The 14,267-nt window shown below is 75.7% G+C and carries 12 protein-coding genes; 10 read left to right on the top strand and 2 right to left on the bottom strand.

Annotated features, from left to right (window positions below; genetic code table 11):
* Positions 1-54: 54 nt before the first annotated feature.
* Positions 55-2,070 carry a TPM domain-containing protein gene (locus ACH9EU_RS13045; RefSeq protein WP_396414344.1) on the bottom strand — a complete coding sequence of 672 codons (2,016 nt, stop codon included), beginning with the start codon at positions 2,068-2,070 and terminating at the stop codon, positions 55-57.
* Between the two features lie 277 nt (positions 2,071-2,347).
* Here ACH9EU_RS13045 and ACH9EU_RS13040 point away from each other — a divergent pair, with 277 nt between their 5' ends.
* On the top strand, positions 2,348-3,769 hold the full coding sequence (locus ACH9EU_RS13040; RefSeq protein WP_396414343.1) for a trypsin-like peptidase domain-containing protein: 1,422 nt from the start codon (positions 2,348-2,350) through the stop codon (positions 3,767-3,769).
* A gap of 28 nt (positions 3,770-3,797) precedes the next feature.
* Here ACH9EU_RS13040 and ACH9EU_RS13035 read toward each other — a convergent pair whose 3' ends face one another.
* Entirely contained in the window at positions 3,798-4,265 is a 468-nt protein-coding gene (locus tag ACH9EU_RS13035; protein ID WP_396414342.1) for a TrmH family RNA methyltransferase, read from the bottom strand.
* 57 nt (positions 4,266-4,322) lie between these two features.
* Here ACH9EU_RS13035 and ACH9EU_RS13030 point away from each other — a divergent pair, with 57 nt between their 5' ends.
* The 9 genes from ACH9EU_RS13030 (at position 4,323) to hpf (ending at position 14,205) form a co-directional block, all read left to right on the top strand.
* Positions 4,323-5,522 (top strand): aminotransferase class V-fold PLP-dependent enzyme, encoded by a 1,200-nt coding sequence (locus tag ACH9EU_RS13030; RefSeq protein ID WP_396414341.1) that lies wholly within the window; start codon positions 4,323-4,325, stop codon positions 5,520-5,522.
* A 111-nt stretch (positions 5,523-5,633) separates the two neighbouring features.
* A complete protein-coding gene (gene mnmA / locus ACH9EU_RS13025) occupies positions 5,634-6,827 on the top strand; it encodes a tRNA 2-thiouridine(34) synthase MnmA (protein WP_396414340.1) in 1,194 nt (397 codons plus the stop codon).
* Positions 6,828-6,837: 10 nt separating this feature from the next.
* Complete coding sequence (locus ACH9EU_RS13020) at positions 6,838-7,233, top strand: chorismate mutase (RefSeq protein ID WP_396414339.1); 396 nt, start codon at positions 6,838-6,840, stop codon at positions 7,231-7,233.
* On the top strand, positions 7,230-8,282 hold the full coding sequence (locus ACH9EU_RS13015; RefSeq protein WP_396414338.1) for a hypothetical protein: 1,053 nt from the start codon (positions 7,230-7,232) through the stop codon (positions 8,280-8,282). Before ACH9EU_RS13020 ends, ACH9EU_RS13015 begins: the two co-directional genes overlap by 4 nt.
* Before the next feature lie 160 nt (positions 8,283-8,442).
* Positions 8,443-9,126, top strand: coding sequence for an MtrAB system response regulator MtrA (gene mtrA, locus ACH9EU_RS13010; protein ID WP_396414337.1), 684 nt, complete (start codon positions 8,443-8,445; stop codon positions 9,124-9,126).
* Positions 9,123-10,856 carry an MtrAB system histidine kinase MtrB gene (gene mtrB / locus ACH9EU_RS13005; RefSeq protein ID WP_396414336.1) on the top strand — a complete coding sequence of 578 codons (1,734 nt, stop codon included), beginning with the start codon at positions 9,123-9,125 and terminating at the stop codon, positions 10,854-10,856. The genes mtrA and mtrB overlap by 4 nt, the downstream gene beginning before the upstream one ends.
* Positions 10,853-12,547 carry an LpqB family beta-propeller domain-containing protein gene (locus ACH9EU_RS13000; RefSeq protein ID WP_396414335.1) on the top strand — a complete coding sequence of 565 codons (1,695 nt, stop codon included), beginning with the start codon at positions 10,853-10,855 and terminating at the stop codon, positions 12,545-12,547. Before mtrB ends, ACH9EU_RS13000 begins: the two co-directional genes overlap by 4 nt.
* Before the next feature lie 84 nt (positions 12,548-12,631).
* Entirely contained in the window at positions 12,632-13,429 is a 798-nt protein-coding gene (locus ACH9EU_RS12995) for a phosphoribosyltransferase family protein (RefSeq protein ID WP_396414334.1), read from the top strand.
* 89 nt (positions 13,430-13,518) lie between these two features.
* Entirely contained in the window at positions 13,519-14,205 is a 687-nt protein-coding gene (gene hpf / locus ACH9EU_RS12990) for a ribosome hibernation-promoting factor, HPF/YfiA family (RefSeq protein WP_396414333.1), read from the top strand.
* Positions 14,206-14,267 lie beyond the last annotated feature (62 nt).

Raw genomic sequence — 14,267 nt, 5'->3', positions numbered from 1 at the left:
CGCGCCTCCGGGGCCGGGACCGCCGCGGGCCCGGTCGCCGACGGGTCCCCGGGGTCAGAAGCTTCCGCCGAAGCCGCCACCGAAGCCCCCGCCGCCGCCGAAGCCGCCGCCGAAGCTTCCGCCGAAGCCCCCGCCGCCGTCGAGGATGGAGCCCAGGAGGATGCCCCCGAGCACGGCGCCCCCGAGCCCGCTGTTGGAGCGGCCCCGGTAGCCCCCGATGCCTGCCGGGCCTCCGAAGCCCCGGGAGGAGAAGTCCTCGACGTCGCGCTGGGCGATGTACTGGGCCTCACCGGCCAGCCGGACGGCCTCGTTGGCGGAGGTGAGGGCCTCGGAGGGTGCCGACTGCCGGGTCCGGCGCGCGGCCTCCAGGTGGCGCTCGGCCTCGGCCAGCCGGGTCCGGGCCTCGGCCCCGACACCGCCGCGGCGTGCCCAGATGTACTCGCCCGCCGAGCCGACCTGGGCCTGGGCGACGACGAGGGCGTGGGCGAGGGTCTCACGCGCCGAGCGGTCCCGGTCGTGCTGGGAGCGCACCGATCCCAGGCCCTTGTCGAGCTCGTCCTTCGCCACCGTGAGGCGCCGGCTCAGTCCGATCGGGTCGATGCGTCCGCCGCGCATCTGCTCCTCCACGGTGCGCAGGACGGCGGCGACGCCGGCGACCGTGCCGGCGAGCTCGGGGTGGGAGCCGCGCCGCACGAGGGCGTCCGCCTCCGCGACGTCCCGGCGGGCGATCGTCACGGCGTCGTTCAACGAGGCCTCGGCCTGGGCCAGTTCGGTGGCCGCGTGATCCACGGCGTCGAGGAGGCCCTGGGCCTGGCCCACGGCCTCCTCCGCGGCGCGGACGTCGAGGACGGCGTCGCTCGTGCGTCCCGCGGCGAGGTCCGTGCGGGCCTCTGCGGCGGCGGTGTCCACGAAGTCGAGCCGGTCACGGGCCTGGTCGATGTTGTCGCGGACCGTGGTGAGGGCGGTGTCGTCGTAGCGGGCGGTGAGCTCCTGGAGCCGCGCCCGCGCGGCGTCCACGCGGGGGCGCACGGCCGCGGCCGCCCGCTGCACCTCCTCGAGGGCCTCGGGCGCGCGGGACTCCAGCTGCCGGAGGGCGCTGAAGGCCTGCTCGTGCTCCCGGAGGGGGCGCTGGGCGTCCTGGGAACGGGCGATGATCTCGGTCAGCCAGTCCCGCTGCTGTTCCTCGGTGTCCGGGATGTGGTCCTCGAGCTGCTGCTGGAGGGCGAAGGACGCCTGCATGTGCTTCTTCGCGTCCTGGATGGCGCGCCGGAACGGTTCGACCTGCTCGTCGCCGTACTGCAGCTGCGCGAAGGCCAGCTCCTGCTCGGAGTGCTGGACGGCGTTGTCGGTGGCCACGAGCAGCTCCCCGGCCCGCCGGCGCAGCTCCGGGACCGGGACGTCCTGGTGGGGGCGCGCGGGCCCGCCCGGGGCCTCCGGACCCCCGGCCCCGCGGCCGTCCCGACCGCGCCGTCTCCGGCGCGCGGCGACCCCGTACACGGCCAGTCCGCCCGCGCCCAGCGCGGCGAGCCCGAGCCAGCCGAGGCCCTGGCCGGCGCCCGTGCCGCCGCCCGTGCCGCCGGAGAGCTCGGCGTCGATGCCCTCGACGGCACCGCGGACGGCGCCGTCCCAGTCGTCCGCGGCGAGGGCCGGGGCGATGTGGCCGCGGTACACGCGCTCCTGCTGCTCGGGGCTCAGCGGGCCGGACGAGGAGGCGGCGAAGCGGGCCTCGCGGTCGCCGGTGGCGACGACGAGCACCGCGTCGGAGCTGCCGAGGGCGTTGAGCTCCGCGAACTCCTCGAGCCAGGCATCGGGGTCGGACGGGGAGCTGAAGGACTCCACGGTCACGGCCGTCAGCGTGATGCCCTGCTCGGTGGCCAGCCGGCGGACCTCGTCCTCCAGCGCGGCGCTCTCCGTCAGGACCCCGGAACCGTCCACGATCCGCTCGCCCGGGGGGACCTCGGCCGGCGGCTCGGCGACGGCGGCACCCACGGGCGAGAGCAGGGCCAGCACGAGGCCGCACCCTGCGGCGGTCCGGCGGGACACGGGGCACCAGTCCATGATCTTCCTCACGTGGTCGGTGCTCCCGATTCTAGGACGGCGCCCCTGCGCCGCGCCGGAGGCCGCCGGGCCTACGCGCAGGGCGAAACCGCTCCACGGACGGGACGGCCCGGTCGGGTCGACCCGGGGCGGCCCGCATCGGGCGCGCGTCCGGCGGGCACCCGGCCGACGTCCAGGGCTTTCAGCGTCGTCTCAGTGCGGGACGGGATACTGGGAGGCAGATCCGACCCGCGCCGCCGCCTCCCGCACCGGGAGCGGGCGGCCCCGTCCGGCCCAGGAGGAGACCCCCATGTCCGAGCCACGCGACCCCCGCATCGGCTCCCACCCCCAGCACACGCAGCCCATCCCGGCAGTGGACGACCCGCCGGCCGGCCGGCCGTGGCCGGGCGACGGCGAGCGGGATCCGGGCCGCCCGGTCTACGGCCCGGGCGGTGGGTGGGCCCAGGGGCCCACCGCCACGGCCGCGTGGGGGAGCGGGGACGTGCCCGGTGGCGGCACGGAGCGGCGCCGGGGCGTTCCGGGGCGGACCTTCGTCACGGGCATGCTCCTGGCCGCGCTCGTCGGGGCGGGTGCCGCGGTGGGCACCGACGCCGTGCTCGACTCCCGGGGCGCGGCCCCTGCCGCGGACCGGTCCGGCTCCACGTCGATCATCGTCAACGACGAGGACGAGGTGAACACGGTCACCGCGGCCGCGGTCAAGGCGTCCCCCTCGGTCGTGACGATCTCCGCCGCCGGCGGGGGCCAGAACGGCTCGGGCTCCGGCGTGATCATCGACGACCGAGGACACATCCTCACGAACACCCACGTGGTGACTCTCGACGGCACGGCGAGCGACCCCGCCCTCGAGGTGCGGCTCGACGACGGCACCGTCCACCGGGCCACCGTGGTCGGCACCGACCCCCTCTCGGACCTGGCCGTGCTGCGGATCGACGCCCCGGGACTGACCCCCGCCGTGCTGGGCACGCTGGAGGACGTGAACGTCGGTGACACCGCGATCGCCATCGGCGCCCCCCTCGGGCTCGCCGGCACGGTCACCGACGGCATCGTCTCGACGCTCAACCGCACGATCGCGGTCGCCTCCTCGGCCGCTCCGTCGACGCCGCCCGAGGGCGGCGACGAGGGCGGCAGCGACTTCTTCTTCGACCTCCCGGACGAGCGCGGGCCGGGCGCCCGGTCCCGGACCGCCACCGAGTCGGTCTACCTGAACGTCATCCAGACCGACGCCGCGATCAACCCCGGAAACTCGGGCGGTCCGCTGATCAACACGGACGGGGAGGTGATCGGGATCAACGTGGCCATCGCCTCCGCCGGCTCGGCCGGCGAGGCCGGCAACATCGGGGTGGGCTTCTCCATCCCGGTCGACACGGCCCGGCGCGTGGCCGAGGAGATCATCGAGACCGGCCGCGCCACCCACGGCTACCTGGGCACGAGCGTCAGCGCCGCGCCGGCGGCGGACGGGCGCAGCCAGGCGTTCTCGAACGGCGCCGTCGTCCGCGAGGTCGAGCCCGGCTCGCCCGCCGAAGAGGCGGGCCTGCGGGTCGAGGACGTCATCACCGAGTTCAACGGGCACCGGATCCAGGACGCCACGTCGCTCACCGCGGCCGTGCGGGAGCTGCCCGCCGGCGGGAGCGGGAGCATGACGTTCGAGCGCGACGGGGAGGAGCGCACCGTCGAGGTGACGGTGGGGGACGCGGCCGGGCAGCAGGGGTGAACCGCCCGGTCCCAGCGCCCGAGCGGCGTCAGCCCCCCGCCCCCTCGAAGCCCAGCTGCCGCCACGCCTCGTAGACCGCGATGGACGCCGAGTTCGCGAGGTTCAGCGAGCGGCGGGCGGGCAGCATCGGGATGCGGACCCGCGCTGTCACGTGCGGGTCCGCCAGCGCGTCCGCGGGCAGCCCCACGGACTCGGGGCCGAACATCAGCACGTCGCCGGGCCGGTAGGCGACCTCGGTGTGCACCACCTCCCCGCCGGTGGTGAACGCGAACACCCGCTCGGGGGCCAGGGCCGCCCAGGCCGCCGACAGGTCCCGGTGCACGCTCAGCACCGCCAGGTCGTGGTAGTCCAGCCCGGCCCGGCGCAGCTGGGCGTCCTCGAAGCCGAAGCCCAGGGGCTCCACGAGGTGCAGCTCGGCCCCGGTGACCGCCGCGAGGCGGATGGCGTTGCCGGTGTTGCCCGGGATCTCGGGGGTGTGGAAGAGGATGCGGAGCATGCCCGCCAGTCTACGGACGCCCGGCGGGCGCCCAGGACCGGGCCCTAGACTGTCGCCGTGCCGCACGACCCCGTCTACCTCGACCACGCCGCCACCGCGCCCCTGCGGCCCTTGGCGCTCACCGCGGTGACCGAGCAGCTGGCCCGCGGGGGCAACCCGTCCTCGCTGCACCGGCCCGGTCGTGCCGCCCGAGCCGTCGTCGAACAGGCTCGCGAGGACGTCGCGGCGGCACTGGGCGCCGACCCCGTCGAGGTCGTCTTCACCTCCGGCGGCACCGAGGCCGACAACCTGGCCGTCCAGGGCCTGTACCGGCACCGGCGGGGAGCCGACCCCCGCCGCCGGCGGATCCTCGTCTCCTCCGTCGAGCACGCGGCCGTCGCGGACACCGTCGAGTGGCTCGCCGCCCACGAGGGCGCCGAAGCCGTGTGGCTGCCCGTCGACGCCACCGGCCGGGTGGACCCGGAGACCGTCCGGGCGGAGCTGGCCCGGGAGCCGGAGGCCGTGGCCCTGCTGGCGGTCATGTGGGCCAACAACGAGGTCGGCACCGTCCAGCCCGTCGCGGAGCTCGCCGCGCTCGCCGACGGGTTCGGCGTTCCCTTCCACTGCGACGCCGTGCAGGCCCTGGGCTCCGTCCCGGTGGACGCCCACCTGCCGGGCCTCACGACCCTGGCCGTCTCCGGGCACAAGGTCGGCGGCCCCGTGGGCGCCGGCGCCCTCGTGGCGGGGCGCACCGCCGGGCTGGAGCCCGTGCAGCACGGCGGCGGCCAGGAGCGGAGGCTGCGCTCCGGCACCCTGGACGCCGCGGCGCTCGCCGGTTTCGGCGTCGCCGCGGGGGAGGCCGTCGCCGAGCGCGAGCACGAGGCGGCGCGCCTGGCGGCCCTGCGCGACCGGCTCGTCGCGGGGGTGCGCCGGATCGTGCCGGGTGCGGTGCTGCGCGGCCCCGAGGACCGCGAGCACGCCGGGACGCGCCTGCCGGGCAACGCCCACTTCACCTTCCCGGGCTGCGAGGGCGACTCCCTGCTGTTCCTGCTCGACGGCGCCGGGATCGCCTCGTCGACCGGCTCGGCCTGCCACGCCGGGGTGCCGCGACCCTCCTCCGTGCTCCTGGCCATGGGCCTGGACGAGGCCACCGCCCGCGGGGCCCAGCGGTTCAGCCTCGGCCGCACGAGCACGGACGCCGACGTCGACGCGCTCCTGGCCGTGCTGCCGGCGGTCCACGAGCGGGCGCTGCGGGCCGGGCTGTCCGGGGCGGCCTGAGCCGGGACGCTCGACCCGCGGCGCCGGGGAAGGGCGCCGGGGAATACCGGGGCGCCTCGGCCCGTTGAGGACACGGACCACGACCCCTCGACCCCTGGAGACGATCTCACCGTGCGAGTACTGGCAGCCATGAGCGGCGGCGTCGACTCCGCCGTGGCCGCGGCCCGCGCCGTCGAGGCCGGCCACGACGTGACCGGGGTGCACCTGGCGCTCTCGCGGGCCCCGGGCACCCTGCGGACCGGCTCCCGGGGCTGCTGCACCATCGAGGACTCCCGGGACGCGTGGCGCGCCGCCGACCTGCTCGGCATCCCGTACTACGTGTGGGACTTCTCCGAGCGCTTCCAGGCCGACGTCGTCGAGGACTTCGTGGCCGAGTACGCCGCCGGGCGCACCCCGAACCCCTGTCTGCGCTGCAACGAGAAGATCAAGTTCGCCGCGCTGCTCGAGAAGGCCCTCGCGCTGGGCTTCGACGCCGTGTGCACCGGCCACTACGCGAAGGTCGTCGAGGACGCCGACGGCGGGCGCGAGCTGCACCGCGCCGCGGACTGGGCCAAGGACCAGTCCTACGTGCTGGGCGTGCTCACGGCCGAGCAGCTCGAGCACGTACTGCTGCCGCTGGCCGACACGCCGTCGAAGGCCGAGGTCCGCGCCGAGGCCGCCCGCCGGGGACTGACCGTGGCGAACAAGCCCGACTCCCACGACATCTGCTTCATTCCCGACGGCGACACCCGCGGCTGGCTCGCCGAGCGGATCGAGCTGTCCGAGGGCGAGATCAAGGACGTCGAGGGGAGGGTGGTCGGCTCCCACCCCGGCGCCCAGACCTTCACCGTGGGCCAGCGCAAGGGCCTGCGGATCGGCACCCCGGCCCCCGACGGCAAGCCGCGCTTCGTGCTCGAGATCCGGCCGAGGACCAACGAGGTGGTCGTCGGCCCCGGGGAGCTGCTCGCGGTGGACGAGCTGCGCGGGATCCGGCCCAGCTGGGCCGGGGCACCCGTGCCCGAGGCCGCGGCGCTGCTGCGGGACGGGCGGTCCGCCGGCGAGGCGTCGTCGTCGTTCCCCGTCCTGGCCCAGGTCCGGGCGCACGGGGACCCGGTGCCCGCCCGCGCCCGGCTGGAGCTCGTGCCCGGACCCGGCGGCGAGCCGGTGGCCGAGCTGGTGGTCCGCCTGGACGAACCGCTGCGGGGCGTGGCGCCCGGCCAGTCCGTGGTCCTCTACCAGGGGTCCCGCGTGCTGGGCCAGGCCACGGTCGACCGCGCGCACTCCCTGGCCCGGCCGGACGTCGGGGGCACGGACGCCGCCCGATAGACTGGCCGGCATGAGCTCACCGCACCCCCACGCCTCCACCGACGTCCGGGCCGACCGAGGGCCGGGCGCGTCCTCCGCGCACGAGGGCGCCGATCCCCAGGTGCTGGCCGAGCTGCAGTCCATCCGCGGCACCATCGACAACATCGACGCGGCCCTGGTGCACCTGCTCGCGGAACGGTTCAAGGCGACCCAGCGCGTCGGCGTCCTCAAGGCCACCCACGGCCTGCCCGCGGGCGACCCGGACCGGGAGGCCGCGCAGATCGAGCGGCTGCGCGTGCTCGCGGCCTCGGCCCAGCTGGACCCCGAGTTCGCCGAGAAGTTCCTGAACTTCATCATCAGCGAGGTCATCCGCCACCACGTGGCCATCTCCGAGGACCACCGGCGGCAGAGCCCCGGCGCGCCGTGACGGGCGCGAGCTCCCTCCGGCGCGCCGACCCGGACCTGCCGCACGTCGTGGGCACCGCGCTCGGGGCGATGCCGGGCACCGACGCCGTCGAGTCCGTGACCCTGCTGCGGGGCGAGCTGGGCGCGCCGCACCTCTCCTTCCTCCCGGTCCTGCCCGCCCGCGGGCCGGCCGCCGAGCCCGTGGCGCGCACCGCGGCCGTGCTCGACGAGCTGCACGCCGACCGGCAGCCGCACGGGCTGCGCGTCTCCGGCGTGCCCGGCAAGGACTCCCGGGCCGCCCGCGCGCTGCTCGCGAGCGACGTCAACGTGCTGGCGGACGTCATCGGCGCCGAGTCCGGCACGGACGACGCCCCCGTCAAGACCCAGCTGGTCGGCCCGCTCACTCTTTCCGCGCGGCTCCACCTGCACGCGGGGGAGCGGGCCCTGAAGGACCACGGGGCCCGCCGGGACATCGCCGACTCCCTGGCCTCCGGCGTGGCGGAGCACGTGCGGGCGGTGCGCGAGGCCGCTGCCGGACGCGACGTCGTGGTCCAGCTCGACGAGCCGGACCTCGCCCGGGTCCTGGCCGGCGAGCTGCCCACGATGAGCGGCTACCGCACGCTGCGGGCCGTGCCCGTGCCCGAGGCCCGCGGCTCCCTGGCGGCGGTGGTCGAGGCGTGCCGTGCGGCCGGCGCGGCGACCGTGGCCCTGAGGCTGCCCGACGGCGTCGACCCCCGGCTCGCCCAGGAGGCCGGCGCCGACGCCGTCCAGGTGACGGCCCCCGCCGGCTCCGCGCGGGACTGGGAGCCGCTCGCGGCCCTCGTGGAACAGGGTCTGCGGCTGTGGCTGGGCCTGGTCCCCGTGCCGGCCGGCCGGGAGAGCGCCCGGTCCCGGGCCGAGCGCATCTGGGGCCTGTGGCGGGACCTCGGCCTGCCCGCGGCGGCGCTCGACCTGGTCGTCGTCACTCCGCGCGAGGAGCTCGACGCGCTCGGGCCTGCCGAGCTGCGCACGGTCCTCGAGCACGTCACCGGTACGGCCGCCGCGCTCGCCCGCACCGCGGCCGAGGCCTGAGCATGACCCCGCGGACCGACACACTCCGCGCCGATGTGCGCGGCCGGGCCGACTTCGGACAGAATGCAGGTGAACCCCGGTCCATTCCGGCGGCCCGGACCCACCGGGGCCACTGCGGGGCCCGTCCCCGGCGGGTCCATGCCACACCAGCGGAGAGGCGATGAACGCGCGAATACTGGTCGTCGACGACGACGCCGCCCTGTCGGAGATGATCGGGATCGTCCTGACCGCAGAGGGCTTCGACCCCGTGTTCTGCCACGACGGCGCCACCGCCGTGGACACCTTCCGAGCGGTGCACCCGGACCTCCTGCTGCTCGACCTCATGCTCCCGGGCAAGGACGGCATCCAGATCTGCCGGGAGATCCGCACGATCTCCGACGTCCCGGTCGTCATGCTCACGGCCAAGTCCGACACCGTCGACGTCGTGCGCGGTCTCGAGGCCGGCGCCGACGACTACGTGCCCAAGCCCTTCAAGCCGGCCGAGCTCGTGGCCCGCGTCAAGGCCCGCCTGCGGCCGGGGGAGCGCGCCCACTCCTCCGAGCTGCGCATCGGGGACCTGACCATCGACGTGACGGGTCACAGCGTCCACCGCGGGGAGCAGGAGATCAACCTCACCCCGCTCGAGTTCGACCTGCTCACGGCCCTGGCCCGCGCCCCCCACCAGGTGTTCTCCCGCGAGATGCTGCTCCGCGACGTGTGGGGCTACCAGCACGCCGCCGACACCCGCCTGGTCAACGTCCACGTCCAGCGGCTGCGCTCCAAGGTCGAGCTCGACCCCGAGAACCCCGAGATCGTGGTCACCGTGCGCGGGGTCGGCTACAAGGCGGGCTCGTCCGCCCGATGACCCCGTCGGAGGCCGTCGCCGATCCCCGGCCCCGCGGGCTCGTCCGCTCTGCGAGGCGCCGACTGCGCCTGGCCCGGCTGCTGGCGGGCCGCCGCTGGCGGCAGTCCCTGCAGTTCCGCGCCATCGCGGTGTCCCTGTCCCTGACGGCCCTGGCGTTCTTCGTGACGGGCAGCTTCCTCTCGCACCAGATCGCGGACCGGCTCTTCAGCGAACGCCTCGACCAGGTGCTGGCCTCCGCGACGGCCGACTTCGGGCAGGTGCAGGCGAGCTTCGACGCCTCCGACGCGTCGGACCGCGACGAGCTGCAGGCGCTCGTCTCCTCGACCCTCGGCTCGCTGTCGGTCGACGGGGCGGAGACGGAGCGGTGGATCCTGCTGCCGATGGACTACCGCAGCGGCCAGACGCTGCTCCCCACGCAGAGCCAGAGCCCCTGGATGACCTCCAGCACCGTGCCCTCGGCCCTCCAGGAACGGCTCGCCGAGGAGGACGGTGTCTACTGGCAGCCGGCCTCGGTGCGGATGACCGAGGACGGGGACGAGGCCCCCGTCATCATCGTGGGCACGGTGGTGGAGCTCTACCAGAACAGCCGCTACGGGCTCTACCTCGTCTACGACTTCTCCGAGCCCCAGCGCACGCTCGACGCGATGCACGCCGTGCTGCTGCTGTCCGTGGTCGTCCTCCTGCTCCTCGTGGGCGCGATCGTCTGGTACGTGACCCGGGAGGTGGTCCGTCCGGTGTCCATCACCGCGCGCGTCGCCGAGCAGCTCGCCGACGGAGACCTGGGGGTGCGGCTGCCCGTCAGCGGCTCCCACGAGGTCGCCCGTCTCGCACGCTCCTTCAACCGGATGGCCGACAGCCTGCAGGAGCAGATCACCCAGCTGGAGCAGCTGTCGTCGATGCAGCAGACCTTCGTCTCCGACGTCTCCCACGAGCTGCGCACCCCGCTGACCACGGTGCGGATGGCGGCGGAGGTGCTGTTCAACGCCCGGGAGGACTTCGACCCCGTCAACCGGCGGTCCGCCGAGCTGCTCTACCACCAGGTGGACCGGTTCGACTCGCTCCTCGCCGACCTGCTGGAGATTTCCCGCTTCGACGCGGGCGCCGCCCGCCTGGAGGTCGCCAACGTGGAGCTCTTCTCGGTGGTGCACGACGTCCTGGACTCCACCGCGCCGCTGATCGTGTCCTCGGGCTCCACCGTGCGCGTGCGCTCCCGGTTCTCGCGGTGCACGGTGCAGGGCGACCAGCGGCGGATCGAGCGGATCCTGCGCAACCTCGTGGTCAACGCCCTCGAGCACGGCGAGGGCCGGCCGATCGACATCGTCCTGGGCGCCTCCGAGGCCGCTGTGGCCGTGGCCGTGCGCGACCACGGCATCGGGATGACCCCCGAGGACGCGGCGAGGGTCTTCAACAGGTTCTGGCGCGCCGACCCGGCCCGGGCCCGGACCACGGGCGGCACCGGTCTCGGGCTGGCCATCGCGACCGAGGACACCCGTCTGCACGGGGGCCGGCTCGACGTGTGGGGTGCTCCCGGCGAGGGGGCGTGCTTCCGGCTGACCCTGCCCAGGACCCGCGCCCGTCGCCTCGGACCCGAGGAGGGGAGCCCGCTGGAGCTGCCGCCCGACGCGCTCGCCCACCCGGAGACGGCCGAGGTCACCCGCACGGGGACGCTCACGCTGACCCCCGGGGCGCCGGCCGAGCCGCCGACCGACGACGAGGAGGTCCGGCCATGACCCGGTCCGCACGACGCGCCAGGGCCGCCGCCCTGGTGCTGGCCGCCGCCGTGGCCGTGACGGGGTGCGGGGCGATCCCGCGCACCGGGCCCGTGCACCGCCACGCGGAGCCCACGCGGACCACGGCAGTCCCCACGTACGCGGCCGAGCCGGCCGGGCCGCAGGAGGGCGCGACGCCGGAGGAGGTCGTCCGCGGGTTCCTCGCCGCCGGCACGGGGGTCGGCGACGACTACTCCGTGGCACGGGAGTATCTCACGCCGGAGTTCGCGGGCACCTGGCACCCGGACGCGCGCACCGTCGTGCACCGGGGTGACCCCTCGCTCGTCCCCCGGCTCGACGAGCACCACTACCGGCTGAACCTCGAGGTGGACAGCGTGGTGGACGGCGCGGGCGTCGTCGAGCGCAAGCCGGCCGGGGCCACCGAGGTCCTCGACTTCGAGGTGGCCCAGGTCGACGGGCAGTGGCGGGTCTCGGAGGCTCCCGACGCCACGGTCCTCAACGGCGAGGACTTCGAGAACATCTTCGAGCCGCACCACCTGTACTTCGCCGACGAGGACCTGTCCAACGTCGTGGTGGACCCGCGGTGGTTCCCGGACCGGGTGCCCGTGTCCACCTCCATCGTGCGCGCCCTGCTCAGCGGGCCGGCGCCCTACCTGCGCGGCGCCGTGGACACCGCTTTCCCCTCGGGGACCACGCTGGCCCGCTCGTCGGTGCCGGTGCGTGACGGCACGGCCACCGTGGAGCTGAGCGTGCCCGAGTTCGACCCGGCCAACATCGAGATCAACCGCAGGATGCACGACCAGCTCTCACTGAGCCTCCGCTCGCTCGGGGCCGTGGACGAGGTGGAGCTCCTCGTCGAGGGCGCGCCCGTCGAGCTCGGCACGGGCTGGTCCGACACGGCGCCCGTGCAGGACGTCACGGTGCCCTCCCGTCAGGTGGGGCTCCGGGACGGCCGGCTGGTCTTCTACCAGGGCGGGCAGACCGAGGACGTTCCGGGGCTGCCCGCCCTGGACGGGTACCACCCCGCCAGCCCCGCCATGGACACGGCCGCGGAGAACTTCGCGTTCGTGGACACCGGCACCGGATCGCTGGTGACCCTCGCGCGCGGTGGGGAGCCCCAGGTGCGCTTCAGCGGCACGGGCCTGACCCGGCCGAGCTTCGACGAGCACGGCTGGCTCTGGGCGGGGGACTCCGCGGGGACCGTGCGCGCCGTGAGCACGGGCCCGCGCGCGGAGGAGCCGGTGCGGGTCGAGGCGTCGTGGCTGGCGGCGCGGAAGATCACGTCCCTGCGGATCTCGCGCGGTGGCACGCGGGCGCTGGTGGTCACCCAGGGGGACGGGGTCTCCCAGCTGTGGCTCACCGGCGTCGTGCGGGGGCCCGACGGGACGCCCCGGCGGCTCAACGAGCCCTACCGGGTGGCAGCCGACGTCGACGCCGACGTCGCGCTGTGGCTCAGCGACCGCGAGTTCGTGGCGGCCCCGGTCGGGGGCACGGGCGCGGTGCGGCCGCGGGTCTACGACGTGTCCGGGCGGTACCGGGAGCTGCCCGGCCTCGCGGGCGTCACGGGCCTCAGCGGTGGCAACGGCACGTCGGCGATCTACGCCGTGGCCGGCGGCAGCCTGCACATGCTCACGGGCAACGCGTGGGCGCCGCAGACCGAGGACGTGCTCGACACGGCGTTCGCCGGCTGACGGGGCGGGTTCTCCACAGCGCCGGCCGTCCGGACGGAGGGGGCCCGCGGCCGGGGACGGTCCCGGTGGGCCAGGATCGGACCCGTGTCCACCCGGTCCGATCCCGCCCGCGCTCTCGACCGGGCCGCCGGCCGCCTCCTGCACCACCTCGGCGAGGCCGCCGAGGTGCTGCTGCCCGTCGAGTGCGCCGTCTGCGGGGAACCGGCGACCGGCCTGTGCCGGGTCTGCCGGCTGCTGCTCCGGCGGGCCTGCGCCCGTCCGTTCGAGGCGTCCTCGGCCGCGACGCTCCTGGAGCCTCCGCTGCCGGTGACCGCCGCCGGACGCTACGCCCACGAACTGGCCGTGTGCCTGCTCGCGTTCAAGAACGCCGGGCGCACCGACCTGGCCCCGGCGCTCGCGGCGGGCCTGGCCACGGCGCTGCACGCCGCGGCGCGGGAGTGGCCGCCCGGTCCCGTCCTGCTCGTCCCCGTCCCGGGCGCTCCCGCGGCCCTGCGACGGCGCTGGTTCGATCCCGTCCGGCTGCTCCTGGAGGACTGCGCCCGCCGCGGCGTGCTGCCCCCGGGCGCGCGGCCGGTGCGGGGCCTGCGCCACCGCCGGGCGGGGATCCTGCCGGCCGGGCCGGCGCAGAAGCGGCTCGGCCGGTCGGCCCGGCGCGGCGGAGCCCGCGGCGCGCTCCGGGCCACCGTGCCGACGGGGGCCCCGTGCGTCGTCGTCGACGACGTGCTCACCACGGGGGCGACGCTCACGGAGGCGTGCCGGGCGCTGCGCGCAGCGGGTGCGCGACCGGTCGCCGCCGTGGTCCTGGCCGCGGTGCGCCCGCCGGTGCCCCGCCCGGAAGCCGATCCGCCCGGGGGCCCGGGACCGGGTGAATATCGTCTGTGATTGAACTAACGTTGACCCACGGGACGCATTGACCACCCCGTGTGGGCGGCCCTGTCCGCCCACGTCACCCCCGAGAACTGGAGGGCATCATGGAACTGAACGTCAAGGGGCGCAACGTCGTCGTACCGGAGCGGTTCAAGGAGTACGCCGCCGAAAAGGTCGTCAAGTTCGCGGAGCTGGGCGAGAAGGTCCAGCGCATCGATGTCAAGGTCACCAAGGACCACGACCTGCCGGGCCACCAGGGCATGGGCGTGGAGATCACGGTCTCCGGCCGAGGCCCGGTGCTGCGGGCCGAGGCCCGCAACGACGACAAGTTCGCCGCCTTCGACGAGGCCTACAGCAAGCTCCTCGAGCGGCTCCGCCGCGCGCGCGACCGCCGCAAGGTGCACCGCGGGGCCCACCGGCCCACCGCCGTGCACGAGGCCACCGGCGTCCTTCCCGTGGTCCCGAGTTCCGGACCCATCTACTCCACCCCCGAAGAGTTCGCGGCCGCCGAGCAGGAGGCGTTCGACCAGAGCGTCAGCCTCGCCGACGCGGTGACCCCCGTCGAGATCCGGCGCAAGCGGTTCCCCGCCTCCGAGCTCAGCGTCGACGAGGCCGTCGACCACATGGAACTGGTCGGCCACGACTTCTACCTGTTCGTCGACAAGGAGACCGGGGAGCCCTCCGCGGTCTACCGGCGCAAGGGCTGGAGCTACGGCGTCATCAGCCTCAGCGACAACGGCGAGGAGCCCGAGGAGAGCGTGCGCGCCTACCAGACCGCGCCCGCCCGCTGACCTCGTCCACCCCGAGACCTCGGCCGCCCGCGGGCGGCCCGCACGGGAGCCCGGCGGCCCTC

It is taken from the genome of Kocuria rhizosphaerae, from assembly GCF_044462265.1.
Classification (GTDB): Bacteria; Actinomycetota; Actinomycetes; order Actinomycetales; family Micrococcaceae; genus Kocuria; species Kocuria rhizosphaerae.
Note: the sequence above shows the minus strand (reverse complement) of the source record. Positions and strands in the feature narration are given on the sequence as shown.

Excerpts from the sequence above, each read along its gene's own strand:
- mtrB (WP_396414336.1), top strand. The coding sequence starts at position 9,123 with ATGACCCCGTCGGAGGCCGTCGCCGATCCCCGGCCCCGCGGGCTCGTC.
- ACH9EU_RS13000 (WP_396414335.1), top strand. The coding sequence starts at position 10,853 with ATGACCCGGTCCGCACGACGCGCCAGGGCCGCCGCCCTGGTGCTGGCC.
- ACH9EU_RS13035 (WP_396414342.1), bottom strand. The coding sequence starts at position 4,265 with ATGCTCCGCATCCTCTTCCACACCCCCGAGATCCCGGGCAACACCGGC.
- ACH9EU_RS13020 (WP_396414339.1), top strand. The coding sequence starts at position 6,838 with ATGAGCTCACCGCACCCCCACGCCTCCACCGACGTCCGGGCCGACCGA.
- ACH9EU_RS13040 (WP_396414343.1), top strand. The coding sequence starts at position 2,348 with ATGTCCGAGCCACGCGACCCCCGCATCGGCTCCCACCCCCAGCACACG.
- hpf (WP_396414333.1), top strand. The coding sequence starts at position 13,519 with ATGGAACTGAACGTCAAGGGGCGCAACGTCGTCGTACCGGAGCGGTTC.
- mtrA (WP_396414337.1), top strand. The coding sequence starts at position 8,443 with ATGAACGCGCGAATACTGGTCGTCGACGACGACGCCGCCCTGTCGGAG.